The following is a 25,559-nucleotide window of genomic DNA, read 5'->3' as shown; positions in this document are numbered from 1 at the left end:
GCCCCGGGCCTTCGCGGAGGCGGGCCCTGCGAGCCCTACCGGCGCGCGGGGCGCTACCGCCGGGTGCGGGAACGCTCCGACGCGCCCCCGGGGGTGGGCGTGGCGGGGCACGGGGGCGCGTGACGGAGGGTCCGTGTGGTCGTTATGGGGAGCGGGTGGAGGTCTCTCGTGGCCGGACGGCGGGTCCGGTGTTGGGGGTTGAGCGGAGCATGGTGGTGCAGCGGCACGGACACAGGGGCGGGGCGGTCGCCGTCTCCGCCGTCGTTCTGGGGGCGATCGCGGTCACCGGCTGCGCGGGCCGCGCCGATCAGGGCGGGGCGGCCGGGCCGCAGGTGCAGCCCGTCGCCGACGAACGGCCCGGTGCCGGGGATCCGGTGCTGACGGCGGCCGCCGACGGTCTGCTGGGCGCGGGCAGCGCCCGGACCAGGACGGCGATGGAGACCGCGGCGGGCGGGACCCGGGTGACCATCCGGGGCGAGGGCGGCTATGACTTCCGGCGCAGGACCGGGCGGCTGACGGTGGTACTGCCCCGGGACCCCGCCGGTGCGGAAGAACACCTTCCGGTGACCGAACTGCTCACTCCCGGGGCCCTCTATATGAAGAACCGGGGCGCCGGGGTGCCCGCGGACAAGTGGGTCCGGGTCGACACCACGACCCTGGAGGACGGCAATCTGGTCACCGGCGGCGCGACCGACCCCCTCGCGGCGGCCGAACTGCTGCGGGGGGCGCGCGAGGTCGCCTTCCTGGGGCGCGAGCGGATCGAGGGCACCGAGCTGCGCCACTTCCGGGGGACCGCCGACATCGCCCGGGCGGCCCGGATCGCCCGCCCGCACGCCCGGGGGGCGCTCACGGCGGCGGCGAAAGGGTTCACCACGGTGACCGTGCCGTTCGACGCGTATGTGGACGACGAGGGGCGGTTGCGGAAGGTGCGCCACCGTTTCAGCTTCAGCAATGGCACCACCACCGTGGCCGTGACCTCGACCACGACGCTCTACGACTTCGGCGTGCCGGTGACGGTCCGGCTGCCCGATCCGGGCGATATCTACGCCGGAAGGATCAGGAGCTAAATGGTCCGGACGTGCCATGCGCGGTCCGTGGAGCACTGCCTACGCTAGGAAGTCGACACCGGAGGAAGAGGTGAACGCACGTGGCTCCGCCCAGTACGACGTTGGTCCAGGACCACGTGGCCCTCGCCGAGATCGAACTGTGTGGTGAGTTGATCATCGCGGCGTCCGCCGCGGACGGGGAACGGCTGAGCCCGGCCCGGATCGACGAGGTGCTGAAGGTCGCGGCGGAGCGCTCGGCGCTCGCGCGGCAGGACTGACCCCAGGACCCGGCGGCGACGAGGCCGCCCGGGAGCGACCGACACGGACCGGCGCGGACCGATACGGATGGCAGTCGGACGACCTACGGCATCCGGCCCGGCCGCCGTCAGCTGACAGGCGCATGGCGACCGTACGAGGGCGTACGGCGGAGCACAGCGGAGTGCGACAGAGTACGAAGACGCCGGTGGGCGGGGCATCTCTCGATGTTCCCGCCCACCGGCGTCCGTACGACGGGGTCCCGGCAGGCCCTGATCGCCTCCGGGACCGACCGCGAACGTCAGGTACGCATCATCCGGGCGATGGCCTTCGTGGCCTCCTCGACCTTCGCGTCGATCTCGGCTCCGCCCTTGACGGCCGCGTCGGCGACACAGTGCCGCAGATGCTCCTCCAGCAGCTGGAGCGCGAAGGACTGGAGGGCCTTCGTCGACGCGGAGACCTGGGTGAGTATGTCGATGCAGTAGACGTCCTCGTCGACCATCCGCTGAAGGCCGCGGACCTGGCCCTCGATCCGGCGCAGCCGCTTGAGGTGCTCGTCCTTGTCCTTGTGGTAGCCGTGAATGCCGTGGTCGTGGTCGGTGACCGGCACGTCGAGGGCTGAGGGCGCGGTGACCGGGGGGCCGGCCGCGTCGGTGGTCGTCATCGGGACCTCCCGTGGTCGTGGACACGCGGAGTGATACCGCGCGTACTGCTGTGGGCGGAAACGTTCTTCAGTACGGGGTTCGTATACCCCTCATGGGTATATGGTACCGGCTGGGCCGTGATCACGGGGCGGATCGCCGTCCCGCCCCGAAGGCGCCCCGCCGACATCGTCGCAAAACCTCCGGTGCCGGGCCCGTGCTGATCAAGGCACCCCATCGGCGACACTGAGGAATGCCGGTTGGCCGTGGCCGGATGAATGCGCCTAGCATCAGCCTGTCCGAATCCAAAGCACCCCAGGGACCCCACGTGCGATTTCGTCTGACCCCCAGGGAGACGAGCTTCTACGACATGTTCGCGGCCTCCGCGGACAACATCGTCACGGGCTCCAAGCTCCTGATGGAACTGCTCGGGGCCGACGCTTCCTCGCGGAGCGAGATCGCGGAGCGGATGCGGGCCGCGGAACACGCGGGCGACGATGCCACCCATGCCATTTTCCACCAGCTCAACTCCTCGTTCATCACGCCTTTCGACCGCCAGGACATCTACGCTCTCGCGTCGTCCCTCGACGACATCATGGACTTCATGGAAGAGGCCGTCGACCTCGTCGTCCTCTATCAGATCGAGGAATTGCCCAAGGGCGTCGAGCAGCAGATCGAGGTACTGGCCCGGGCGGCCGAGTTGACCGCCGAGGCGATGCCGCATCTGCGGACCCTGGACAATCTGACCGAATACTGGATCGAGGTCAACCGGCTGGAGAACCAGGCGGACCAGATCCACCGCAAACTGCTGGCCACCCTCTTCAACGGCAAGTACGACGCCATCGAGGTGCTCAAGCTCAAGCAGATCGTGGATGTGCTGGAGGAAGCAGCGGACGCCTTCGAGCACGTCGCCAACACCGTGGAGACCATCGCGGTCAAGGAGTCCTGACCTTCGTGGACACCTTCGCCCTGGTCGTGACCATCGGTGTCGCGCTCGGCTTCACCTATACCAACGGCTTTCACGACTCCGCCAACGCGATCGCGACCTCCGTCTCCACCCGGGCCCTGACCCCGCGCGTCGCGCTGGTGATGGCGGCGCTGATGAATCTGGCGGGGGCGTTTCTCGGCCAGAGCGTCGCGAAGACGGTGAGCGAGGGCATCATCGAGACCCCGCCGTCCGGCGGCAAGGGGATGGGCATCCTCTTCGCGGCCCTGCTCGGCGCGATCGTCTGGAACCTGGTCACCTGGTACTTCGGTCTGCCGTCGTCGTCCTCGCACGCCCTGTTCGGCGGGATGGTCGGCGCGGCTCTCGCGGGCGGTACGGAGGTGATCTGGTCCGGGGTGCTGGAGAAGATCATCATCCCGATGTTCGTCTCCCCGTTCGTCGGTCTGATCGCGGGCTATCTGGTGATGGTCGCGATCATGTGGATGTTCCGGCGGGCCAATCCCAACAAGGCGCGGCGCGGCTTCCGGATCGCACAGACGGTCTCCGCCGCGGCGATGGCGCTGGGCCACGGCCTCCAGGACGCCCAGAAGACCATGGGGATCGTGGTGATGGCGCTGGTCATCGCCGATGTACAGCAGTCCGGCGACGAGATCCCGGTCTGGGTGCGGATCGCCTGTGCGGTGATGCTGTCGCTCGGTACGTACGCGGGCGGCTGGCGGATCATGCGCACCCTCGGCCGCAAGATCATCGAACTGGATCCGCCGCAGGGTTTCGCCGCCGAGAGCACCGGCGCGTCCATCATGTTCGGCTCGGCGTTCCTCTTCCACGCGCCGATCTCCACCACCCATGTGATCACCTCCGCCATCATGGGCGTGGGCGCCACGAAACGGGTCAACGCGGTCCGCTGGGGCGTCGCCAAGAACATCGTTCTGGGCTGGTTCATCACCATGCCCGCGGCGGCGGCGGTCGCGGCGGGCAGCTACGCGATCATCTGGCTGGCCTTCGCCTGACTCTTTCGGGGGGGCGGTTTCCACAGGCCGGTTGCGGAGCCGGCCGGGCCGCTATCGTTGAAGTGCGATGACCGCTTTATTCCATGATCGTGCAGGAGGGCGTATGCCCGACAACTCCGTCGTCCGGGGCGAGGTCGACGCTTTGACGCGTCGCGTCGAGGCCGTCGAGGACAGAGTCGAGACGCTTCAGATCCAGACCAACGGCAACTTCGCGGCCGTCATCGAGGGCCAGGCCGCCCTTCGCCGCGAGATGCGGGACGGGTTCGCCAAGGTCGACACCAGACTGGACGAGTTCGGGAACCGCCTGGACAGGCTGGAGACCCGCTTCGACGAGTTCGGGAACCGCCTGGACGAGTTCGGGAATCGCCTGGACCGGGTGGAGATCCGCTTGGACGAGTTCGGGAACCGCCTGGACCGGGTGGAGATCCGCTTGGACGAGTTCGGGAACCGTCTCGGCGGTATCGAGCAGAAGCTCGACCGCAATCAGGCGCAGATCGTCGAGCTGCTCGGCCACCTGGTCGGCCGCGATCCGGACGGTCGCTGACCGCTCCGGAGCCGTACCGACTGCCGCGTACGACACCCGCGCGAACAGCCCACGGCAACAAGGCGGGCCCGCCCCCCGGGAAGTGGAGGGGCGGGCCCTTCGTCGTGCGGTGGCACCGCCATGCAGCACCGCAGGACGGCTGGTGACGGCGGTGGCGGCGCCGAGCCGGTTCCGGAGCCGTACGGCTCAGCCGAAGCGGCCGGAGATGTAGTCCTCGGTCGCCTGCACGGACGGGTTGGAGAAGATCCGCTCGGTGTCGTCGATCTCCACCAGCTTCCCGGGCTGGCCGACGGCCGCCAGGTTGAAGAAGGCGGTACGGTCCGAGACCCGGGCCGCCTGCTGCATGTTGTGGGTGACGATGACGATCGTGAACCGTTCCTTCAGCTCGCCGATCAGGTCCTCGATCGCCAGCGTCGAGATCGGGTCGAGCGCCGAGCAGGGCTCGTCCATCAGCAGCACGTCCGGTGCCACCGCGATCGCGCGGGCGATGCAGAGCCGCTGCTGCTGACCGCCGGAGAGGCCGGAGCCGGGCTTGTTGAGCCGGTCCTTGACCTCGTTCCACAGGTTCGCGCCGCGCAGCGACTTCTCCACGACCTCCGCCAGCTCGTTCTTCTTGTACGAGCCGTTGAGCCGCAGGCCCGCCGCGACATTGTCGAAGATCGACATGGTCGGGAAGGGGTTGGGCCGCTGGAAGACCATGCCGACGGTGCGGCGTACGGCGACGGGGTCGACGGAGGACCCGTACAGATTCTCGTCGTCCAGCAGCACCTTGCCCTCGACCCGGCCGCCGGGGGTCACCTCGTGCATCCGGTTCAGGGTGCGCAGAAAGGTGGACTTGCCGCAGCCGGAGGGGCCGATGAAGGCGGTCACCGAGCGGGGCTCCACGGTCATCGAGATGTCCTCGATCGCCTTGTGGGTGCCGTAGTAGGCGGTCAGTCCGCTGATGTCGATTCGCTTGGCCATGAGTTCAGATCACTTCCCAGTCGCCGCGCTCAGCGGCCGGTCTTCGGGGCCTTCCAGCGGGCGATGCCGCGGGCCACCAGGTTGAGGAGCATGACGAAGGCGATCAGGACCAGGGCGGCGGCCCAGGCGCGGTCGTACGACGCCTCACTGCCGACCCGGTACTGCTCCCAGATGTAGAAGGGGAGCGACGACTGGGCGCCTTCGAAGGGGTTGGTGTTGATCAGCTGGCTGCCGAAGACCAGCAGCATGATCGGGGCGGTCTCGCCGGCGATCCGGGCGACGGCGAGCATCACACCGGTGGTGATGCCGCCGAGCGCGGTGGGGACGACGACCTTGATGATGGTGCGCCACTTCGGTACGCCGAGCGCCAGCGACGCCTCGCGCAGTTCGTTCGGCACCAGCTTCAGCATCTCCTCCGTGGACCGGACCACGACGGGGAGCATCAGGATCGCCAGCGCCAGGGCGCCCATCAGACCGGACGGGCTCAGCTCGAACATCAGCATGATGGAGAGCAGGAAGAGGCCCGCGACGATCGACGGGATGCCGGTCATCACGTCGACGAAGAAGGTGACGGCCCGGGCGAGGGCGCCCTTGCCGTACTCGACCAGGTAGATCGCGGTGAGCAGGCCGAGCGGCACCGAGACCAGGGCGGCCAGGCCGACCTGCTGGAGGGTGCCGACCAGGGCGTGGTAGACGCCGCCGCCGGGCTCGAAGCCGGGGACCCCGGCCATGGAGTGGGTGAGGAAGTAGCCGTCGAGGACCTTGACGCCCCGGCTGACGGTCACCCAGATCAGGGAGAGCAGCGGCACCACGGCGAGGATGAAGCAGACCCAGACGATGCTGGTGGCCAGCTTGTCGCGGGCCTGCCGCCGGTTCTCGACCGCCGAGGTGACGGCGTACGAGATCGCCATGAAGAAGATCGCCGACAGCAGTCCCCACTGGACCTCGCTGTGCCAGCCGGCGACGGCGCCGAGTCCGCAGCCGAGGGCGGTACCGGCGACGGCGAAGCCGAGGGGCGCCCAGCGGGGCAGGGAGCGGCCGGTGAGTCCGCCGGATCCGGGGGCGCTGACGGGCGCCGGGACGCTGTCCTTCGTCACTGTCTGGCTCATGCGTTGGCCCCCGAGTACTCCTTGCGGCGGGCGATGATCATTCGGGCGCCGCCGTTGACCAGCAGGGTGAGGAGGAAGAGCACCAGGCCGGAGGCGATCAGCGCGTCCCGGCCCAGCTCGTTGGCCTCGTCGAACTTGGCGGCGATGTTCTGGGCGAAGGTGCCGCCGCCGGGGTTGAGCAGATGTCCGGAGATCAGGAAGCTCGGCGACAGTACGGTCGCGACGGCCATCGTCTCGCCGAGGGCCCGGCCGAGGCCCAGCATGGAGGCGGAGATGACGCCGGAGCGGCCGAAGGGCAGGACCGACATCCGGATGACTTCCCAGCGGGTGGCGCCGAGGGCCAGGGCGGCTTCCTCGTGCATCTTCGGGACCTGGAGGAAGACCTCCCGGCTGACGCTGGTCACGATCGGCAGGATCATGATCGCCAGCAGGATGCCCACGGTGAAGAGGGAGCGGGCGACGCCGATCTCGGTCTTCTCGAAGACGTACGTCCAGCCGAAGAACTGGTCCAGCCAGAGATTGAGCCCCTCCAGGTACGGGACCAGGAAGAGGGCGCCCCAGATGCCGTAGATGATCGACGGCACGGCGGCCAGCAGATCGACCACGTAGGCGATCGGCGCGGCCAGCCTGCGGGGCGCGTAGTGCGAGATGAAGAGGGCGATGCCGACGGCGACGGGGACGGCGATCAGCATCGCGATCACCGAGCTGACGACGGTGCCGAAGAGGAGGACGGCGATGCCGAAGACCGGCGGGTCGCCCGCCGGGTTCCAGTCGAAGGTGGTGAGGAAGTTCCCCTCGTTCTCCGAGAAGGCGATCGCCGCGCGGTAGGTGAGGAAGGCGGCGATCGATCCCATGATCACCAGCAGCAGGATGCCGGAGCCGCGCGACAGGGCGAGGAACACCTTGTCGCCCGCGCGGCCGGTGGACCCGCCGCGGGCGGCGAGCGTGCCGGTGGCCGCCCCGGGGGGCGGGGAGTCCAGTGGTTCTATGGGTGTCGTGGAAACCATGGTCTTTCCGGTCTGTGTGGGGGATGGGCTCCCCTGGCGGCGGTGCACCGGATGGGCGGACGGACGGACGGGGCGGGTGGAGCAGGCGTACGGGGGCGGGCGGGAGGCGGGGCGGCCGGCCGTGACCGCCCCGCCGTTCGGGCCCGGCCGGGCCCGGTGGGGGCCGCGGCCGGGGGCCGGGGGGCGCCGCTGCGGGAGCCTCGGCGGCCCGGGCGCCGTACCGTCCCGGCGTCAGCTCAGTCCGGCGACCGTCTCGCGGACCTTCGCGTTGATCTCGGCCGGGATCGGGGCGTAACCGGCGTCCGAGAGGACCTTCTGGCCCTCGTCGCTCGCGGTGTAGGTGAGGAACGACTTCACCGTGTCGAGGGTGTCGCCCTTGTTGCCGGTGTCGCAGACGACCTCGTAGGTGACCAGGACGATCGGGTAGGCGCCGTCGGCCTTGGTGGCGTAGTCCAGCTCCAGGGCCAGGTCCTTGCCGGTGCCCTTGACCTTCGCGGCGGCGATGGCCTTGGACGCGTTCTCCGAGGTCGCCTTCACCGGGGCGGCGGCACCGGTGTTGATGTCGACCGTGGGGATGGACTGCGAGGTCGCGTACGACAGCTCGAAGTAGCCGATCGCGCCCTCGACCTGCTTGACCTGGGCCGCGACACCGGAGGAGCCGGAGGCGGCCTGGCCGCCGGGGGCGGGCCACTTCTTCTCGGCCTCGTACGGCCAGTCGGCCTCGGCGGTGGCGCCCAGGTACTTGCCCAGGTTCTGCGTGGTGCCCGAGTCCTCGGAGCGGTGGAACGCCTGGATCGCCTTGTCCGGCAGGTCCTTGCCCTTGTTCAGCTCGGCGATCGCCGGGTCGTTCCACTTGGTGATCTTGTTGTTGAAGATCTTGGCGATGGTGGCGGCGTCCAGCGTCAGCCCGTCCACCCCGGGAAGGTTGTAGCCGATCGCGATCGGGCCGCCGACCATGGGCAGGTTGATGCCCTGGCCGGACTTGCAGATCTTCTTCGACTCGGCGACCTCGTCGGGCTTCAGCGCCGAGTCCGAGCCCGCGAAACCGACCGTGCCCTGGGTGAAGGCGACGATGCCCTCACCGGAGGAGGACGACTTGTAGTTGATCTCCACGCCCGAGCAGGCGGCCATGTAGTTCTTGACCCACAGGTCCATGGCGTTCTTCTGCGCGCTGGACCCGGACGCCAGCAGCTTGCCCTTGGCGCCGTCGCACTTGATGTTCGACGCGGCGGAGGTCTTGCCCCCGTCGCCGGTGCCGTTCGTGTTGTCGTCCGAACCGCACGCCGTGAGGACCAGGGCCCCGGTGACGGCCAGGGCGCCGAGTGCGGTGGCGCGAAGCCCGTTCTTGCGCTGAAGCTTCACTTTCGGGTGTTCCTTCCAGAAGCCGCCGGGTTCCGGGTGCCGGGACGTCGGGCGGCGTGGGTCGGGGGTGGGGGGAGCCGGCCCGGTGCCGGTCACCACGTAGGGCCGAAATTAGGCAGAACAGGTGAAGTGCCCCGAGGGGGTGGATGAACGGCAGGTGAACCGTGTCGGGCGGCTGGGTGGCAGCGTTCGTGGGGGCCGGGAGGGTGCGGAACGGGGCGGGAGGACGGGGGAAAGGTGGGGGGGAACGGGAGCGGGGAAACGGAGTGGGGTTTCGGGTACGGCGGGCCGCGGGGGATGCCCTCACCCGACGGTCGGCGAACGGAAGTATGGGCGTACGAACTGATGAACGGGCTGGTGGGCGGGGTGATACCGGTGGTACGCCGGTGCTGTCACCGCCGTCCGCAACCTAGCGCGCGGAGGCGGGTGCCGTGGCCGCCGTTACCCGTACGAGTGGCACGCGTTCGGGCCATCGGGGCGCGTTCTCGCCGCCGGGGCCGCCGGGGGAGCTTCCGCCGAGCCCCCGCCGATCCTCTGGGTAAGCCCCATCGGGCCCCTGCCGGGCCCGGCCGCGCGCCGCCCGGCCCGTCGGCTCAGCCGTCGAGCGCCGCCAGCAGGGCCGTGACCAGGTCCCGGTCCCGCTCCTGGCCGAGCCTGGCACGGGCGGCCGTGGGCGCCAGCCAGACCACCTCGTCCACCTCGTCATTCGGTGCGAACACGCCCCCGACGGCCTCCGCGGCCCAGTAGCGGACCTCTTTGGGGCGCCCCTCCACGACGTAGCGGACCGTGGGCAGCGACGGCCCCGGCGCGCACGCCATCCCGGTCTCCTCCAGGGTCTCCCGCAGTGCGCCCGCGTACGCCGTCTCGCCCCGTTTGAGCTTCCCCTTCGGATGCGACCAATCGTCGTATTTCGGCCGGTGTACGAGGCAGATCTCCAGGCCCTCGGGGGTGTCGGGGGCGGCCCGCCACAGGACACAGCCCCCGGCCAGGATCGGCTTCGCGGTCGGGTCGGCCGGCTCCGGGGCCGACTGCCGGGCCGGCTCCGGGGCCGGTTCGGGTGCCGGTTCGGGTGCCGGGGGCGCGCCCGGCGGCGGCGTGGTCACGGGATCCTCGTCCGGACCGCGAGGGAGCCGGGCCAGATCTCCTGGAAGGCGAACCGGACGGCCTCGACCTCGTGGCGCTGGTCGGCGTGGAGGACACCGAGCGCGTACGCGGTCGCCGGGGCGATCCTGGGCGTTCCGGCGGCTTCGGCGGCGGCCTCGGCCGCTTCGGCGGCGTCGCGGTGCCGGTCGAGGAGGCCGCCCGCGCGGGCGAGGGCGGGGGGTGCCGCGCCCGGCCGGAGGGCTTCCAGTACCTCCAGCGCGTAGCGGTGCAGCCGGAGCAGTTGCCGGACCCGGTTCCAGGGCGCGTCCTGGGCCGCTTCGGCGGGGAGCCCGGTGAACGGGGTGTCCTCGGTGTACGGATGCCCCGCGCGGCCCAGCGGGAGGGCGGCGGCGGCCTCCACGAGCCGCCGCTCGGCGTCGTCGGCGACGGGCAGCAGGACGTCCCCGGCGCGGGCGGCGGCCGGTGGTCTGAGGGGGAGGTCGGAGGCGAGCAGGGCGACGGCGTCGGCGACGGCGTGGAAGCGGGCCGAGCCGAGGGCGTCGAGGGTCGCGGAGTGGGCCCTGGTCTTCGCGAGGGTGAGCCGCCGCTCCAGCAGGGCCCCGGCGCGGGCGGTGCCGACGGCGAGCGCGCCGCTACGGCCTGCGGCGGGGCCGGACGCGGTTCCGGGTCCGGGGGCGGTGTGACGCGGTACGGGCACGGCGCCGGGCATCGCGCCCGTGCCCGGGGCCGTACCGGAGAGCCGGGCGAGGGCGTCGAGCAGCCGGCCGAGCCGGGAGGCGCAGGCGTGTTCCCGGGTCAGGGTCTCGGCGAGCCAGGCGAGTTCGGTACGGAGCCCGTCGGCCCAGCCGGGGTCGAGCAGCGGCCGGAAGGTGTGCAGGGTGCCGCCGATCCGGCGGGACGCCATCCGCAGCGCGCGGGCGGCCCGCTCGGTGGCCTCGGCGTCGGCGCCGGTGGCCCGGCTCTCCTCGTACAGCCGCAGGCCGCGCAGGAAGTCGGCGGCCCTGGCGTGCAGATACGCGGCGAGGGCGTCGCCCGCGGGGGAGTCGGCACCGTAAGCGGGGGCCGGGGCGGGAGCCGGTGCCGGTGGGTCCCCGTACGCCGTGGGGCCCGCGCCGCTTCCGGCGGGGACGGCCGCCGCCCCGCCGAAGGCCCGTACGGCCTCCGGGACCGGGACCGGTCCCGCGCCCACGGCCCCGCCCGGGGCCCGTACCGCCACCGCGCCCGGCGGCCCGCCGGGGCGCGCGGGCGCCGACGGGCCGGGGTGGCCGGGGTGACCGGACCGGGCGGGGCGGCCGGACGGGATCGGGTCAGGGTTGTGCACGCCGGCGCCTCCGCGCGTCGATGAGCATCTCCTGGACGTTCCGCAGCGGCTGCCCGTCGGCGTCCGTCGCGTGCCGGGTCCAGGAGCCGTCCGGACCGAGGTGCCAGGACGTGATGGTGTCGGACATACCCGTCTCCAGGAGCCGGGTGAGGGCGGCGCGGTGGGCCGGGTCGACCACCCGGACCAGCGCCTCGATCCTGCGGTCGAGGTTGCGGTGCATCATGTCGGCGCTGCCGAGCCAGACTTCGGGTTCGCCGCCGTTGCCGAAGGCGAAGACCCGGGAGTGCTCCAGGAACCGGCCGAGTACGGAACGGACCCGGATGTTCTCGGACATGCCGGTGACACCGGGGCGGATGGCGCAGATGCCTCGGACCCAGATGTCGACGGGGACGCCGGCCATGGACGCCCGGTAGCAGGCGTCGATGATCGCCTCGTCGACCATGGAGTTGACCTTGATCCGGACATAGGCGGGGCGGCCCGCGCGGTGGTGCGCGGCCTCCTTGTTGATCCGCGCGACCAGTCCGTCGCGGAGCGACTTGGGCGCGACCAGCAGCCTGCGGTAGGTCTCCCGGCGGGAGTAGCCGGAGAGCCGGTTGAACAGGTCGGAGAGGTCGGCGCCGACCTGCGGGTCGGCGGTGAGCAGCCCGAGGTCCTCGTAGAGCCGGGCGGTCTTGGGGTGGTAGTTGCCGGTGCCGACATGCGAGTAGCGGCGCAGCGTATCGCCCTCCTGGCGGACCACCAGGGACAGCTTGCAGTGGGTCTTCAGACCGACCAGGCCGTAGACGACATGGCAGCCGGCCTCCTCCAGCTTGCGGGCCCATTTGATGTTGGCCTGCTCGTCGAAGCGGGCCTTGATCTCGACCAGGACGAGGACCTGCTTGCCGGATTCGGCGGCGTCGATCAGCGCGTCGACTATCGGCGAGTCGCCGGAGGTCCGGTACAGGGTCTGCTTGATCGCGAGGACGTCCGGGTCGGCCGCGGCCTGTTCCAGGAACGCCTGGACGGAGGTGGAGAAGCTGTCGTACGGGTGGTGGAGCAGGACGTCCCGCTCCCGCAGCGCCATGAAGATGTCCGGCGCGGACGCCGACTCGACCTCGGCGAGGTCGCGGTGGGTGCCCGCGATGAACTTGGGGTACTTCAGCTCGGGCCGGTCCAGGGCCGCTATCCCGAAGAGGCCGGTCAGATCGAGCGGGCCGGGCAGCGGATAGACCTCGGCGTCGGTGATCTTCAGTTCGCGGACCAGGAGGTCGAGGACGTACGGGTCGATGGACTCCTCCACCTCCAGCCGTACGGGCGGCCCGAACCGGCGTCGCATCAGCTCCTTCTCCAGGGCCTGGAGCAGGTTCTCGGCGTCGTCCTCCTCGACTTCCAGGTCCTCGTTGCGGGTGACCCGGAACATGTGGTGCGCCAGCACCTCCATCCCGGGGAACAGCTCCTCCAGATGGGCCGCGATCACGTCTTCCAGCGGTACGTACCGCTGCGGCGACGCCTCCAGGAAGCGGTTGAGCAGCGGCGGCACCTTGACCCGGGCGAAGTGGCGGTGGCCGCTGACCGGGTTGCGGACCACGACGGCCAGGTTGAGGGAGAGGCCGGAGATATAGGGGAAGGGGTGCGCCGGGTCGACGGCGAGCGGCGTCAGTACGGGGAAGATCCGCTGCCGGAACAGGGTGAAGAGACCGGCCTGCTCCTTCTCGGTCAGATCCGGCCAGCGGATCAGATGGACGTTCTCCTCGGCCAGGGCCGGGGAGACGTCCTGCTGGTAGCAGGCGGCGTGCCGGGCCATCAGCTCCCGCGACCTGGTCCAGATCAGATCGAGGACCTCGCGCGGCTGGAGTCCCGAGGCGGAGCGGGTGGCGACTCCGGTCGCTATCCGCCGCTTGAGCCCGGCGACCCGGACCATGAAGAACTCGTCCAGGTTGGAGGCGAAGATGGCGAGGAAGTTCGCCCGCTCCAGCAGCGGGGTCGCCGGGTCCTCGGCCAGCTCCAGTACCCGCTCGTTGAAGGCGAGCCAGCTGCGCTCCCGGTCCAGGAAGCGGCCGGCGGGCAGCTCGGCGCCGTTGCCGTGGTGGTCTTCCTCGTACGAGTCCAGGTCGGCGTCGAGATCGGGCTCCAGATCGGACACCGTGGCGGCCACGGTGTGGGGCCGGTGGGCGGCGATGGAGCCGACGGACGGCTGGGGGTGCTGGACCGATGCCTCGGCAGGCTGCTGACTCATGAACCCATTCTTCCGCGTCAGGCGCGAGATGGGCGCGTCGGACCGGGCTGCGGGCATTCGTACGGACTCCGGGCCGGACCCGGAGGAGGGACCGAAGGCGGGGCCGGATACGGATGGCTGCATTGGGTGAGGGTCCCAGCGCCGTCTGAATGGCCGGTGAAGACCACATGACGTCCGGGAATCGAACAGCGGCGGGACTGAGCCGTTCGGGTGCCCGGGGGCGCGCGGCGGCCGGGTGTTTCCCGGGGCCGCGCCGGGGTGCGCCCCCCGGGCCGGGGCCGGGAGCGGTACGTGTCCGTAGGCGTACGGCTCCGTACGCCCCCGGGTTTGGTTGACACTTCTACGACTCCGGTCGCTCCACGGCTCTTCGCCGTGCCGCCGGTGGCTACGACTCCGTGCGGTACATCAGGTCCACCTCGTGGGTCCGGAACCCGAGGCGCTCGTAGACCCGGACGGCCGCCGTGTTGTCGGCGTCCACGTACAGCATCGCCGTCGGCAGCCCCTGGGCGGCCAGATGCCGCAGCCCGACCGCGGTGAGGACCTTGCCGAGGCCGAGGCCCTGCGCGTCGGGCCGGACGCCGACGACATAGACCTCCCCGAGCTGCTCGGCGGCGTGCGTCTTCGTCCAGTGGAAGCCGACGATCTCCCCGTCGCGCTCGGCGAGGAAGAAGCCCCGGGGGTCGAACCACGGCTCGTTCATCCGGTCGTCCAGGTCGCGCTGGGTCAGCGCCCCCTGCTCGGGGTGGTGGGCGAAGGCGGCGGCGTTGACCGCGAGCCACGCCGCGTCGTCCGTACCGGGGACGAAGGTCCGTACGGTGACCCCGCCGGGCAGGATCGGCTCCGGCAGATCGTCCGGTACCTCGGTGGGATGGTCGGGGGAGGCCAGCGGGCGGCGCATCTGCCGCAGCTCGCGGAAGAGGGTGAGCCCGAGGACCTGCGCCAGATGCCGGGCCGCGGACTTCCCGCCGTGCGCCCAGACCCGCAGCCGCTTCCCCGACGCGGCCAGCAGCGCGCTGCCCAGCGCCCGCCCGTGCCCGCGCCCCCGGTGGGAGGGATGTACGACCAGTTCGGCGGCGGGCGCCTCGACCGGATCGACGTCCTCCAGCTGGGCGTAGCCGACGAGTTCACCACCGGTGGAGAGCAGCAGATGCCGTACGCCCTCCCGCTTCCCCCCGCGCAGCCGGAGCCGCCCCTGCTCGGACACGGCCTGCGTCCCGTCCGCCGCGGTGGCGGCTTCGAGCAGGGCGAGTACGGCTTCGGCCTGGTCGGCCGTGAGGACGTCGAGGCTCTCGATCCGCCGTCCGGGCTCCGGGATCACTGCGTCAGTCGTCATGGGGGAAGCCTACGGCGGCGCGTTCCGTTTCCCACGGGCACGCCGGTCGCGGGGGTCGCCGCAGCCTCTGACGTTTCCGGTCATATAAATCGACGGGCCGCCGTCATTCGTACGACCTACTGACCGGCCGGCCTCAGATTGGCGCCGTCCCGCAGATCCGGGAAGCCCTGCGCGATGGTGGCGGTCGGCTTCAGGCAGGCCGTACGCGTCTTCGCCGCTGTCGGTCCCATGGCGCAGCCCAGCTTCTCGTAGGTCCGGACCGCGTCCTGGAGCTTGCTGGCGACGGAATCGGGCGTCGTGAATCCTCGGCGCCCGTTGATCGCGTTCAGGGCCTCGTCGGCGGCGCCGGAAGTGGCGTCGGCCGCGGCCTGGCACTTCGCGCCCAACATCAGAGACGACGATGTCGAGCAGGACGAGTTCGAGCCCGTACCGAATAGCAGCTCGTCGCCCGAGATGCGCCGCGCGGCGGTCCTGGTAGACCGACTGCCAGGTGGGGGCGAGCGCCCGGGGCTGCTCGATCTCGGGGACGAACTCCGCGACGGCGAGATGGACCCAGGACTGGGACGACTGGAGGACGAGGTCACCTCGGTTGACGGTACGGGTCCGGTGGACGCAGGCGCCGGGGCCGAGATGGTCGGCGACCCAGTCGGGGGGAGTCGGGACGAGCAGGCTGCTCCTGTGGTCGATCGTCTCGCCGTGCAGGGTGATCCCTCTGCCGATGTCCCGCTCGCTCAGATCGAATTGCCGCGTCAGGGCGTCGGTGGGTGGCAGGAGCTCGCCCGGCTTCAGGGTTCCCCGGTCGATACGTGCCTTGATGTACGCGGCCATGCCGGTGACCGTGCCCGCCATCTCGACTTCCCCGACGTCTTCGTGGAATGAGGTGCATCGACGATATCGGAGGGTCCGGATGGGTATGGCTGACTGAGATGGCCCGTCTCCCCCAGTTATGGGCCGGGGGAGGCGGGCCGTTTTGGGCGATCAGCGGATTAATGGTGGTCGAAAGCTGTTCGCTTGGTGGCGGTCAGGAAGTTGGTGAAGGCGTTCGGGGTGAAGGTGAGGGCCGGGCCTTCGGGGGTTTTGGAGTCGCGGATGCCGATACGGCCGGTGAGGTCCGCGACCTCGACGCAGTTGCCGCCTGAGTCGTTGCTGTAGGAGGACTTGAACCAGGTCGGCCGAGAGGCCGTGCTGTTGGCGTTGATGGCTAGGTCCACTCTCGTGTGAGTTCTTGCAGGAAACCGGCCGTTCGGGCCGGGGGCAGGGCGCTGTCGCGCATCGCGTCGAAACGGCGGACGTTCCGTAGAACCTCACGTCGTTCATCCGTGACGCTGACGGTGTTCCACATGTCGGCTTGCACCACAGGGGCCAGGGTTTCGGCGAAATCGAGGAGGGTGAAGTTGCTCTCCGTTCGATAGGTCACCACATCGTGCGGAAGGATCTGGACGGTGACGTTGTCCAGCTCCGTCAGCTCCACGATCTCCCGATACTGGTCGCGCATGATGTCGTAGCCGCCGACGATCCGGCGGACCGCCGCCTCGTCCATGACGACCCGCAGCTTCAGCGGGCTCGCGGAGCGGGTGATCAGCTCCTTCCGCTCCATCCGCAGCCGGACGTTCTGTTCGATGTACTCGGTCGTGGTCTCATCGACCGGCTTGGCGATCTGGTAGAGCGCCGTCGCGTAACCCTCCGTCTGTAGCAGCCCGTAGACGAAGGACGGCTGCCAGGCCCGCATCATTGTTGCGTCCTGTTCCAGCCCTCGGAACGTCGGCATCTTCGACGGCATATAAGCCTTGTAGGGCGTCCACGGCTCCTTGCTCAGGGACTCACGGTGCAGTTGGAGCAGGGTCTCTTGGTCGTCTTCGCTCATCTCCGGGTCGAGATGCGCGATCAGCCGCTGCAAGTCCGCGACGCGCGGCAGGTCGTTCTCGCCCACCTCGACCCGGGCCAGCTTCGAATGCGAGAAGCCGAGGGCGTCGGACACCGATTGCAGTGTCATCCCCTTCTCCTCCCGAAGTTTTCGAAGCTCCTTGCCGAGCTCGCGGCGGCGGAATGTCGCTCCACGTTTTGCTGCCACTGTCCTAACCCTTTCCCCGGTCCTGTCGGTGCTCAACGTGACCTGTGTCAGGTGTCGTAACGGACCCTGTCCCGGGTCCGGACACCCCCTGTCTCCCTCCCGGGAGACCTCTGTCCGGTGTCCTGGCATGTGCCATTTTCGGTACCTCCGAGAGTCCGCTTGCACAGTAAATCGCACATGCAGGACGGTAGTTGGGCGGTTTGGACGAGATGCCTTGCGTGCGGCCTTCACCTGCGCACAACCGCGACGCATCACACGAGGGCCCGCGTCGCGCGCGGGCCCGTACTCCCGACGGAGGTAGGGCGATGGGACTCACCAGGCCGAACCATGTGCGGTGGTGGCCCGGCGGAGCGGTCGGGGATATGCCGCCCGCACCCGATCCGGCGGACGGCGAGGCGTGCGAAGTCATCTGTGAATCAAACGAGTTGAGCGTCCGGGAGATGCGAGTGTTCTCCCGCGACCGGCTCGGCCGCTGGTGTCTCGCCTCCGAGGCCGCCGACGACATCGAGCTGGTCGTCTCCGAACTCGTGACCAACGCGGTCCGGCACGGCCGGGGGCCGGTGCGGCTCAGGCTGACGCGCTCCACGCGCGACGTGTGCGTCGAGGTGACCGGGCGGGAGCAGGTCGTCGCCGCTCACCGCCGGGCCGGACCCGACGACGAGAGCGGGCGCGGGCTCCTGATCGTCGCCGCGCTCTCGGCGGCATGGGGGATCAGCGCCGACGGGCGGACCGTGTGGAGTCGGATCGCCGTCACGGAGGCGGGCGCATGAGGCTGGAGAGCCTGTTGGCCGAACCGCCGCCGCCCCGGCACCGGCCCTGCCGGGTCTGCGGGCGGGAGACCACCGCCGATGTCGAAGTCCGGCCCGGTGTCGTCGTCTGCCCCGAGCACATCCTCGACGCCTACACCGGCGCGTCCCACGCCCGCGATATCGAGGTGGTCCGGTGGTGAACCCGCCCCGACTCGACCGGTTTCAGGGGCGCGTCGTGCCCTGGATAACCCCCTGGTCCGGGGGCCCGACCCTGCCCGAGCCGCTGGTTCTCGCGCCCGGTGGGCGGGGGATCGCGTACGCGGACGAGGGCGTGCGCGACCGGACGTACGACGGTGTACTCCTCGGCCGGGGACGGGCCCGGCGCTCCATGGGCGGCGGTGGGCGGCCCCTCTACGACCAGGTCGACCCCCGCCGCCAGCACCACGCCGCCGATCTGCTGCTCTGCCAGGTCTGCGGGCGCCGGCCGCCGCCCTCGCCGCGCGGGCTGTTATGGCTGCTCCCCGGGGCGGCGGACCGCCCGGCGGAGGACGAGCTGGTACTCGGGCCGCCCCTCTGTCCCGATCCGTGCGCGCTGCTGGCCGTCGCTCAGTGCCCGGCCCTCGCGCGGGGGCATACGGCGGTACGGGTCCGCTATCCCCGTCCCTGGGGCTACCGGGGCGTCCTGCACACCCCGGCCCTCCGGCCCGCCGGGGAGCCCGTACAACTGCCCCACGAGGACCCCCGGCTGCCCTGGCTGCTCGCCGATCTCGCCGTGACCCGGCTGATGGGGTGTGCCGTGGTCGACCTGGCCGCCGAAACCGCTCAGTGATCCGGAGGAGAACCTTGCGCACCACCCATGTCACCGGCGGCTACGACATCGAGCCCCCGCTCCCCCCGGAGTCGGCCGCCGTCACTCCGTACGGTCCCGGTGTTCCCGAAGCCCCGCCGTACGGCTGCGATCTCGTGCTCCGGTACGACGAATCCGGCTCGGCGGCCCGGCTGGTGGCCAGGCGCGGGGAGACGTACGGGCTGCTCGGTCAGGTCCGGGCCGCCGTCGCCCGGTTCCCCGGGCACTCGTTCACCGGGGCCCTCCACTGTGCCGACCGTACGACCGGGGACGGTTGGCAGATCGCGGTCGCGGGGCGACGCGTCGCTCTGCTCCGGTTTTGAGCCAGTGGCGATATCCCGCCGAACCCCCACGGAACCGTTTACCCCGCCAAGCCTTAATCGCGTAACCACGGACAGCGCGCTCCCCCCTCTGGTAGGACAGGGAGAGTGACCGCACAGGACGAACATGCTCCCCCGGTCGAAGATCTCGTGTGCTGGGTCGGGCTCGGCCCCGGATGGGTCGACCTGACACTCACGACGGGTGTCCGCACCGAGGCGGAGGCGCTGGCCAGGCGGGCCGTGGAACTCTACGGGCCGCGCGGGCTGAGGATCGAGGAGCAGGTGCTCTTCGACGATGTGGCCGACCGGGCGATGGCGTTGAACGCCGAAGCGCCCGTGATGGCCGCCGCCTTCTATACAGGCACCGGCGAGGCCCTCGCCGACTTCGTGATCGACATCTATCTCGATCAGCAGGAGCCGGGTATCGCCGACGGTGACGCCGCGGACGACCCGGATCCGCCGCGACCCGGGCTCGACGAGGCCAGGACGCTGCTGCTGGACTGGGCCGGCGGCGGTACCGCGGGAACGCCCGAAGTGACGTATCCCGATCTGCCCGCCGGGCCCGCCGTACGGGTCCGTTCCCAGGTCCGGACCCGGCAGCTCCTCGGCCTGGTCCGGCACGACACCGGGTCCCTGACGTACGCGGTGCTCCCGCCGGGCGTCCGCAGTCTGGCGCTCGCCTCCTTCACCTGGCGCAATATGGCGCAGACCGAGAAGGTGACGACCCTGGCGGACGAGCTGATGTCGACCCTGCGCGTGGTGCGCCGAGGGCAGCCGCTGGGCTGACCGGCCGACTGGTGACCCGCCCCCTGACCCATGCAGGGGGCGGGTCATTCTTATGACCGGAAGTAAATCTCACAGCGCTGTTATATTAGCGCTGTGACAGTTCCCGATCCCACCGAACTGCCCGACCCCTGGCACGCCCTGCACGAGCTGCTGGCCGCCATGGACGCCGAGATCGAGCAGGTCTACACCGAGCACGGCATCCAGGGCGTACGGCCCCGGTTCGCCTATCCGCTGATCCGGCTCGCGCATACCGGGCCGCTCACCATCCGCGAACTGGCGGAGTCCCTGAACCGCTCGCACTCGGCGATCAGCCAGACCGTCGCCGCCATGCGCAAGGAGGGGCTGGTCAGCTCCGAGCCGGGGCCCGACGCCCGGACCCGGCGGATCGCCCTCACCGAGTACGGCCGGTCCCTGGTGCCGCTCCTGGAGGCCGAGTGGCGGGCCACCCACGCCACCGTCGCCGAGCTGGACCGGGAGACCCCCTACGCGATGACCGCCGTCGTCGCCGACGTACGGCGGGCACTGGCCCGGCGGCCCATGCGGCGCCGGGTCCTCGACCATCTCGTGGAGCCGCCGCAATGAGCGGCAAGAGCGGGGGCGTACGGTTCGTCGACCTCCGGCCCCTGCGGACCAGCCGCCCGTTCCGCGACGTGGTGATCGGACTGACCGCCTCCCAGCTCGGCGGCCAGATCGCCAATGTGGCCGTACTCGCCCAGGTGTGGGAGCTGACCCGCAGCCCGCTGGGCACCGGGGCCATCGGGCTCGCCACCGGGCTGCCGATGGTGGTGTTCGGGCTGCTCGGCGGGGTGCTGGCCGATTCGGTCGACCGCCGGGCGGTGGTACGGGCCACCACCGTCGGGCAACTCCTCGCCGCCGCCGGGCTGTGCGCCCAGGCGCTCGCGGACAACCGCAGCGTGCCGGTGCTCTTCGCCCTGATCGCCCTCTCGGCCGCCTGCGGCGCGCTCGGCGCCCCCGCCCGGCGTACCTTCGCCGTCCGGCTGCTGCCCGCGGACCAGGTCCCGGCCGGGCTGGCGCTCAACAACATCTCGTTCCAGACGGCGATGCTGGCCGGGCCCGCGGCGGCCGGGCTGATCATCGCGCAGGGCGGCTTCCCCGCCGCCTACGCCGTCCAGGCCGCGGCCGTCGCCGTCGCGGCGCTCGCCCTGATCCGGCTGCCCGCGATGCGGCCGGAGGGCGTCGCGGCGGCGGGCGGCCGACGGCGGGCCGAGCCCGGCGGCTGGGGGATCGTCCTGCGCAGGCCGACGCTCTGGGGCTGCCTCGCCACCGACCTGGCCGCGACCCTGCTCGCCATGCCGATCGCGCTTTTCCCGCTGGTCAACGAGGCCCGGTTCGGGGGCGATCCACGGACCCTCGGCCTCTTCCTGTCGGCCGTGGCGGCCGGCGGGGTCACGGCCGGGCTGCTCTCCGGCACGGTCACCCGGGGCCGCCGCGCCGGTCGGACCCAACTGCTCGCGGCCGGGGTATGGGGACTCGCCCTGGCCGGATTCGGACTCGCCGGGCCGCTGTGGCTGGCCCTCGGCTGTCTGGCCGTCGCCGGGGCCGCCGACACCACCTCGGTCATCAGCCGCAGCTCGGTACTGCAACTGGAGACCCCCGACGCCTACCGGGGCCGGGTCTCCTCGATGGAGCACGTCATCGGCGTCGCCGGTCCCGAACTCGGAAACTTCCGGGGCGGGGCGGTGGCATCGGCCACCTCCGCGTCGTTCTCCCTGGTCACCGGCGGGCTCTCGGCGGTGCTGGTGATCGCCCTGGTCGCGGTGGCCAACCGGCCGCTCCGGGAGTACCGCCTGCCGGGACCGGCCGGGCCGGGACCGGGCGAGCGGATCCCGGGCGACGCCGAGGTCGCCGGCGAGGCCGCCGGCGAGGGCAAGTCCGGCCCCGAGCCCGTCGGCTCCCCCTGAGGACCGGGGGGAGCCGACGGGCCGTACCGGGCCCGCGCCCGTGACGGTGTCAGTTCACGGGTGCCCGCCCGGCGGCCGGGGCCGCCGTCTCCGGAGGCGCTTTCTAGGCCGCCGCCTCCGGGGCCGTACCGCAGAACTCGGCGTCCAGCAGCCGGCGCGGCTTGTCCCGGCCCCAGTCGGCGTTGACGTGGTACGCGAGGGAGTGCCGCCCGTCCTCGGTGGCGACCATCCGCGCGATATTGCCGCGCAGCCGGCCGCCGTGTCCCCAGAGCGTCGTGCCGCAGCTCGTGGTGAACGTCTCCAGGCCGAGCCCGTAGCCGGGCCCCGTACCGCCGGGGTCCCGTACCAGCGTCTTCATCGCCTTGAGCTGCTCCGGCGGCAGCAATCTGCCCTGGAGCAGGGCCCGCAGGAAGCGGTTGAGATCGGCCGCGTCGGAGATCACGTCTCCGCCGCCCCACGCCTGGGAGCCGTTCATCGCGGTGACGTCGTGGACCGGTCCCGGCTGCGCGTCGGTGAGGGTGGAGTAGTTCCTGGCACTGGGCTTCGGAACGCTGGTCCTCGGACCCGGGTTGGAGGTGGCGTCCAGCTCCAGCGGCTCGATGATCCGCTCCCGGATCTGCCGCTCGTACGACGTCCCGCTCACCTTCTCGATGATCAGCGCCGCGAGGACGTAGTTGGTGTTGGAGTACCGGGGTGTCCCGGCCGGAATGTCGTACGGCGCGTTGCGCAGCGCATAGCCGACCAGGGTCATCGGAGCCAGATAGTCGTACCGGTTCGCCAGGAAGCCCTCGCCGCCGCCGTACCGGGTGTGGAACTCCGGGTCCTCCAGGTGGTTGAAGATCCGGCTGGTGTGGTTGAGGAGCTGGCGGACGGTGACCCGGCGGCCGTCGTGCCCGTTGCCGCGCACCACACCGGGCAGCCACTTCTCGACCGTGTCGTCCAGGTCCAGTTCGCCTTCGGCCTCCAGTTGGAGGAGCACGGTCGCGGTGAAGGTCTTGGTGAGGGAGGCGGTCCGGAACCGGTCGTCCGCGCCCCGCTCCCGGCCGGTCCGCAGATCGCCGGTCCCGGCCGCGTGCCGCCACAGGCCGTGCCCGTCGACGGCCGCCGCCGTGATCCCTGGCGGCCCGCCCGCGACCACCGCCTGTTCCATCGCGATCCGGGTCGCGGTGTGGGGGGCGCGGTCGGCCGCCGGGCGCGGCTCGGCCCCGGCCGGGGCCGCCGCCAGGGCGGTGGCCGCCGTCGCGCCGGTGACCACGGCGATCACCGCCGTACGCCATCGGCGCGGAGCCGTTCTCATGAGCCGACCGCCCTCGCGACCCGGTCGGCGAGCGGCGTCCTGAGGGCCGGGGGCGGCTCGGTGGCTCCCGTATCGGCCCCCGTATCGGCCGCCGCCTTCGGGGCCGTACCGCAGAACTCCGCTTCGACCGGCGGCATCAGACCGTCGAACCGCCAGTCGCCGTTGGTGTTGAAGGTGAGGGAGCGGCGGCCGTCCTCACCGTGCATGGACATCGTCAGCGACCCCTTCCAGCCGCCGGTGTGGCCCCAGACGGCCGTGCCGCAGCTCGTCGTGTACTGCTCCAGGCCGAGGCCGTAGCCATAGCCGATCTCCATGGGGTTCGGGGCGGGGGTCTTCATCGCCTTGAGCTGCTCCGGGGGCAGCAGCCCACCCTGGAGCAGGGCCCGGAAGAACCGGTTGAGATCGGCGGCGTCGGAGATCATGTCCCCGGCGCCCCAGACGGAGCTGGCGTTGGAGCTGGTGATGTCGTAGATCCGGGGTCCCGGCAGATGCGTCAGCGTGCTGTAGGCCCGGCTGCCGGGCTCAGGCCGGGTGCTCCGGTCACCGGGGTTGAGGGTGGCGCGCAGCCCCAGCGGCTCGATGATCCGTTCCCGGATCTCGTCCTCGTACGCCTCACCGGCCACCGCCTCGATGATCAGCGCCGCGAGGACGTAGTTGGTGTTGGAGTACTGATGGACGCCGCCCGGCTGCTGGGTGGGCGGATTGCGCATCGCGTAACCGACCAGCTCCTCCGGTTCGTGCGAGGCGTGGCGGTTCTTCAGGAATCCCTGACCGGCGGCGTATCCGGAGTTGAACTCCGGGTCGCCGAGATAGTCGAAGATCCCGCTGGTGTGGTTGAGGAGTTGGCGGACGGTGATCTTCCGGCCGTCGTGGCCCTCGCCGTGGACCAGGCCGGGGAGCCACTTCTCGACGGTGTCGTCCAGGTCGAGCCTGCCCTCCGCCTCCAGTTGGAGCAGGACCGTGGCGACGAAGGTCTTGGTGATGGAGGCGATCCGGAAGCGGTCCTTCTCGCCCCGCTTCTCGCCGGTCCTCAGATCGCCGAGGCCGATCCCGGCCCGCCAGACGCCATTGGCGTCCTGGGCGGTGGCCGTCACTCCGGGCAGTCCGTCCGTGACGATCTTCGTCAGGGCGGCCCGGGTGGCGGGCCGGTCGGTGGCGTTTGTCGTACCGGTGCCGGTGCCGGTGCCGGCCCCGTTTGTCGTACCGGCGGCGGTGGTGCCGGTGGTGGCGCTCCCGGCGGTCGCCTGGGCGGGGGCGGCGGCCAGGGCGGTGGCCGCGAGTGCTCCGGTGACCAGGGCTATGGAGGCCGTACGGCGCCGGGGCCGGGGTGCGGGGGTGGAGGTCATGACCGGTCTCCGGTCCGTAGGGCGGCGCTCTTGTCGGGAGCCCCGGCGGCGGCGGGCTTCGGGGTCGTACCGCAGAACTCGGCCTCGACCGGGGCGTAGAACGCCGGGGTGTTCCAGTCGCCGTTGCTGTTGTACGACAGCGCGTGGCGGCCGTCCTCGGTGGCGACCGCGAGTGACGTCGAGCCGATCCAGCCGCCGCTGTGGCCCCAGACGGTCTTGCCGCAGCTCGTGGGGAAGGCCGCCAGGCCCAGTCCGTAGCCCGAGCCGGGCCACTCCGGGTCCGGGACGATGGTCTTCATCGCCTTGAGCTGCTCCGGCGGCAGCAGCTTGCCCTGGAGCAGGGCGCCGAGGAAGCGGTTGAGGTCGGCGCCGTCGGAGATCATCTCGCCGTCGCCCCAGGACTGGGAGGCGTTCTGCACGGTGGCGTCGATGAGCGCGCCCGTCGGCTCCTCGGCGAGATAGCTGTACGCCCGGCTGCTGGGGCGCGGCATCAGACTGCTGTCACCGGGGCTGCTGGTGGCCCGGAGCTTCAGCGGCTTGAAGATCCGGTCGCGCAGCTCCTTCTCGTACGTCCGGCCGCCCGCCTTCTCGATGATCAGGCCCGCCAGGACGTAGTTGGTGTTGGAGTACGTGTGCCCGGCGCCCGGCTGGTGGGTGGGCGGGTTCTTCATCGCGGACCGTACGGCCGCCCAGGGGCTCCGATAGTCGTACCGGTGCTTGGCGAAGCCGGGCACGGAGAGGTACTTGGCCCGGTAGTCGGCGTCGGCGAGATAGTCGTAGACCCCGCTGGTGTGGTTGAGGAGCTGGCGGACGGTGATCTTCCGGCCGTCGTGGCCATGGCCCTGTACGGCGCCCGGCAGCCATTTCTCGACGGTGTCGTCCAGGTCGAGCTTGCCCTCGGCCTCCATCTGGAGCAGGACCGTGGCGACGAAGGTCTTGGTGATGGAGGCGATCCGGTACCGGTCGTTCTCGCCCCGCTTCTTGCCGGTGCGCAGATTCCCGGTGCCCGTGGCGTGCTTCCACACCCCGTTCGCGTCGGTGGCGGTGGCGGTGACTCCCGGGTGGCCGTTCGCGACGATGCTCGCCAGGGCGGTCCGGGTGGCGGCGCGGTCGGTGGCGTTTGTCGTACCGGCGCCGGTGCTGCTTCCGCTTGTCGTACCGGTGGTGGCGGGTCCGGCCTGGGCGGGGGCGGCGGCCAGGGCGGTGGCCGCGAGTGCTCCGGTGACGAGGGCGATCGCGGCCGTACGGCGTCTTCTGGCGATGGTCGTGGTCATGATCGGTCGGTTTCCTTCCGTACAGGGCACGGCCGGTCCCCCGCACCGGCCGTGCCCGCTGTTGTCGGTCTGTCTGTCGGTACTGCCAGTG

Annotated in this window: 28 protein-coding genes; 13 read left to right on the top strand and 15 right to left on the bottom strand. The window is 71.1% G+C overall.

Translation table 11 applies throughout. The features are described from left to right. Positions 1-209 precede the first annotated feature (209 nt). Positions 210-1,067, top strand: coding sequence for a hypothetical protein (locus ABZ714_RS02305; protein ID WP_358823218.1), 858 nt, complete (start codon positions 210-212; stop codon positions 1,065-1,067). Between the two features lie 80 nt (positions 1,068-1,147). After that, on the top strand, positions 1,148-1,324 hold the full coding sequence (locus ABZ714_RS02300) for a hypothetical protein (protein ID WP_358823217.1): 177 nt from the start codon (positions 1,148-1,150) through the stop codon (positions 1,322-1,324). A gap of 278 nt (positions 1,325-1,602) precedes the next feature. Here ABZ714_RS02300 and ABZ714_RS02295 read toward each other — a convergent pair whose 3' ends face one another. Next, complete coding sequence (locus ABZ714_RS02295; protein ID WP_358823216.1) at positions 1,603-1,965, bottom strand: metal-sensitive transcriptional regulator; 363 nt, start codon at positions 1,963-1,965, stop codon at positions 1,603-1,605. A 305-nt stretch (positions 1,966-2,270) separates the two neighbouring features. On the opposite strand from ABZ714_RS02295, the gene ABZ714_RS02290 reads away from it, so the two are divergent. From ABZ714_RS02290 to ABZ714_RS02280, 3 genes are all read left to right on the top strand, one after another. Next, positions 2,271-2,891 (top strand): DUF47 family protein, encoded by a 621-nt coding sequence (locus ABZ714_RS02290; RefSeq protein ID WP_358823215.1) that lies wholly within the window; start codon positions 2,271-2,273, stop codon positions 2,889-2,891. Positions 2,892-2,896: 5 nt separating this feature from the next. Beyond that, positions 2,897-3,898 (top strand): inorganic phosphate transporter, encoded by a 1,002-nt coding sequence (locus ABZ714_RS02285; protein WP_358823214.1) that lies wholly within the window; start codon positions 2,897-2,899, stop codon positions 3,896-3,898. Between the two features lie 103 nt (positions 3,899-4,001). Next, positions 4,002-4,442 carry a hypothetical protein gene (locus ABZ714_RS02280; RefSeq protein ID WP_358823213.1) on the top strand — a complete coding sequence of 147 codons (441 nt, stop codon included), beginning with the start codon at positions 4,002-4,004 and terminating at the stop codon, positions 4,440-4,442. 186 nt (positions 4,443-4,628) lie between these two features. Here the strand turns inward: ABZ714_RS02280 and pstB are convergent, their stop codons facing one another. The 9 genes from pstB to ABZ714_RS02235 form a co-directional block, all read right to left on the bottom strand. Continuing rightward, positions 4,629-5,405 (bottom strand): phosphate ABC transporter ATP-binding protein PstB, encoded by a 777-nt coding sequence (gene pstB / locus ABZ714_RS02275; protein WP_358823212.1) that lies wholly within the window; start codon positions 5,403-5,405, stop codon positions 4,629-4,631. Between the two features lie 29 nt (positions 5,406-5,434). Beyond that, on the bottom strand, positions 5,435-6,514 hold the full coding sequence (gene pstA / locus ABZ714_RS02270; RefSeq protein ID WP_358823211.1) for a phosphate ABC transporter permease PstA: 1,080 nt from the start codon (positions 6,512-6,514) through the stop codon (positions 5,435-5,437). Continuing rightward, entirely contained in the window at positions 6,511-7,521 is a 1,011-nt protein-coding gene (gene pstC / locus ABZ714_RS02265; RefSeq protein WP_358823210.1) for a phosphate ABC transporter permease subunit PstC, read from the bottom strand. The genes pstA and pstC overlap by 4 nt, the downstream gene beginning before the upstream one ends. Before the next feature lie 231 nt (positions 7,522-7,752). Continuing rightward, positions 7,753-8,883 (bottom strand): phosphate ABC transporter substrate-binding protein PstS, encoded by a 1,131-nt coding sequence (pstS, locus tag ABZ714_RS02260; RefSeq protein ID WP_358823209.1) that lies wholly within the window; start codon positions 8,881-8,883, stop codon positions 7,753-7,755. Between the two features lie 593 nt (positions 8,884-9,476). Continuing rightward, positions 9,477-9,875 (bottom strand): NUDIX hydrolase, encoded by a 399-nt coding sequence (locus ABZ714_RS02255; RefSeq protein ID WP_358823246.1) that lies wholly within the window; start codon positions 9,873-9,875, stop codon positions 9,477-9,479. 107 nt (positions 9,876-9,982) lie between these two features. Next, positions 9,983-10,999 (bottom strand): CHAD domain-containing protein, encoded by a 1,017-nt coding sequence (locus ABZ714_RS02250; RefSeq protein ID WP_358823245.1) that lies wholly within the window; start codon positions 10,997-10,999, stop codon positions 9,983-9,985. A 295-nt stretch (positions 11,000-11,294) separates the two neighbouring features. After that, positions 11,295-13,523, bottom strand: coding sequence for an RNA degradosome polyphosphate kinase (locus tag ABZ714_RS02245; protein WP_358823208.1), 2,229 nt, complete (start codon positions 13,521-13,523; stop codon positions 11,295-11,297). A gap of 385 nt (positions 13,524-13,908) precedes the next feature. Beyond that, entirely contained in the window at positions 13,909-14,856 is a 948-nt protein-coding gene (gene mshD, locus ABZ714_RS02240; protein ID WP_358823207.1) for a mycothiol synthase, read from the bottom strand. 116 nt (positions 14,857-14,972) lie between these two features. After that, entirely contained in the window at positions 14,973-15,245 is a 273-nt protein-coding gene (locus tag ABZ714_RS02235) for a hypothetical protein (protein WP_358823206.1), read from the bottom strand. A gap of 289 nt (positions 15,246-15,534) precedes the next feature. Between ABZ714_RS02235 and ABZ714_RS02230 the strand changes: the two genes are divergently transcribed. Continuing rightward, positions 15,535-15,735 (top strand): hypothetical protein, encoded by a 201-nt coding sequence (locus tag ABZ714_RS02230; RefSeq protein WP_358823205.1) that lies wholly within the window; start codon positions 15,535-15,537, stop codon positions 15,733-15,735. Between the two features lie 107 nt (positions 15,736-15,842). On the opposite strand, the gene ABZ714_RS02225 is transcribed toward ABZ714_RS02230, so the two are convergent. Both ABZ714_RS02225 and ABZ714_RS02220 read right to left on the bottom strand, forming a co-directional pair. Continuing rightward, entirely contained in the window at positions 15,843-16,067 is a 225-nt protein-coding gene (locus ABZ714_RS02225; RefSeq protein ID WP_358823204.1) for a DUF397 domain-containing protein, read from the bottom strand. Beyond that, the gene (locus ABZ714_RS02220) at positions 16,058-16,927 is read right to left on the bottom strand and encodes a helix-turn-helix transcriptional regulator (protein WP_358823203.1); all 870 of its coding nucleotides are present in this window, start codon (positions 16,925-16,927) and stop codon (positions 16,058-16,060) included. The genes ABZ714_RS02225 and ABZ714_RS02220 overlap by 10 nt, the downstream gene beginning before the upstream one ends. A gap of 305 nt (positions 16,928-17,232) precedes the next feature. Here ABZ714_RS02220 and ABZ714_RS02215 point away from each other — a divergent pair, with 305 nt between their 5' ends. The 7 genes from ABZ714_RS02215 (at position 17,233) to ABZ714_RS02185 (ending at position 21,551) form a co-directional block, all read left to right on the top strand. Continuing rightward, positions 17,233-17,697 carry an ATP-binding protein gene (locus ABZ714_RS02215; RefSeq protein WP_358823202.1) on the top strand — a complete coding sequence of 155 codons (465 nt, stop codon included), beginning with the start codon at positions 17,233-17,235 and terminating at the stop codon, positions 17,695-17,697. Next, on the top strand, positions 17,694-17,876 hold the full coding sequence (locus ABZ714_RS02210; RefSeq protein WP_358823201.1) for a hypothetical protein: 183 nt from the start codon (positions 17,694-17,696) through the stop codon (positions 17,874-17,876). Before ABZ714_RS02215 ends, ABZ714_RS02210 begins: the two co-directional genes overlap by 4 nt. A gap of 35 nt (positions 17,877-17,911) precedes the next feature. Then, on the top strand, positions 17,912-18,505 hold the full coding sequence (locus ABZ714_RS02205) for a hypothetical protein (protein WP_358823200.1): 594 nt from the start codon (positions 17,912-17,914) through the stop codon (positions 18,503-18,505). Positions 18,506-18,519: 14 nt separating this feature from the next. After that, positions 18,520-18,846: a hypothetical protein gene (locus tag ABZ714_RS02200; RefSeq protein WP_358823199.1), complete on the top strand. Its 327-nt coding sequence runs from the start codon at positions 18,520-18,522 to the stop codon at positions 18,844-18,846. A 105-nt stretch (positions 18,847-18,951) separates the two neighbouring features. Beyond that, entirely contained in the window at positions 18,952-19,629 is a 678-nt protein-coding gene (locus tag ABZ714_RS02195) for a hypothetical protein (protein WP_358823198.1), read from the top strand. Between the two features lie 93 nt (positions 19,630-19,722). Continuing rightward, on the top strand, positions 19,723-20,211 hold the full coding sequence (locus ABZ714_RS02190) for a MarR family transcriptional regulator (protein WP_358823197.1): 489 nt from the start codon (positions 19,723-19,725) through the stop codon (positions 20,209-20,211). Continuing rightward, positions 20,208-21,551, top strand: a complete 1,344-nt coding sequence (locus ABZ714_RS02185) for an MFS transporter (RefSeq protein ID WP_358823196.1) — start codon at positions 20,208-20,210, stop codon at positions 21,549-21,551. Before ABZ714_RS02190 ends, ABZ714_RS02185 begins: the two co-directional genes overlap by 4 nt. Before the next feature lie 103 nt (positions 21,552-21,654). On the opposite strand, the gene ABZ714_RS02180 is transcribed toward ABZ714_RS02185, so the two are convergent. Genes ABZ714_RS02180 through ABZ714_RS02170 form a run of 3 tightly spaced genes read right to left on the bottom strand, consistent with a single transcriptional unit; the run spans position 21,655 to position 25,468 of the window. Then, positions 21,655-22,848, bottom strand: a complete 1,194-nt coding sequence (locus tag ABZ714_RS02180) for a serine hydrolase domain-containing protein (RefSeq protein WP_358823195.1) — start codon at positions 22,846-22,848, stop codon at positions 21,655-21,657. Continuing rightward, positions 22,845-24,194 carry a serine hydrolase domain-containing protein gene (locus ABZ714_RS02175; RefSeq protein WP_358823194.1) on the bottom strand — a complete coding sequence of 450 codons (1,350 nt, stop codon included), beginning with the start codon at positions 24,192-24,194 and terminating at the stop codon, positions 22,845-22,847. Before ABZ714_RS02175 ends, ABZ714_RS02180 begins: the two co-directional genes overlap by 4 nt. After that, positions 24,191-25,468, bottom strand: coding sequence for a serine hydrolase domain-containing protein (locus ABZ714_RS02170; RefSeq protein WP_358823193.1), 1,278 nt, complete (start codon positions 25,466-25,468; stop codon positions 24,191-24,193). The genes ABZ714_RS02175 and ABZ714_RS02170 overlap by 4 nt, the downstream gene beginning before the upstream one ends. Positions 25,469-25,559 lie beyond the last annotated feature (91 nt).

The organism is Streptomyces sp. NPDC006798 (assembly GCF_040635975.1).
Lineage (GTDB): Bacteria > Actinomycetota > Actinomycetes > Streptomycetales > Streptomycetaceae > Streptomyces.
The sequence above is the reverse complement of the archived record's forward strand: the minus strand, read 5'-3'. Positions and strand labels throughout refer to the sequence as shown.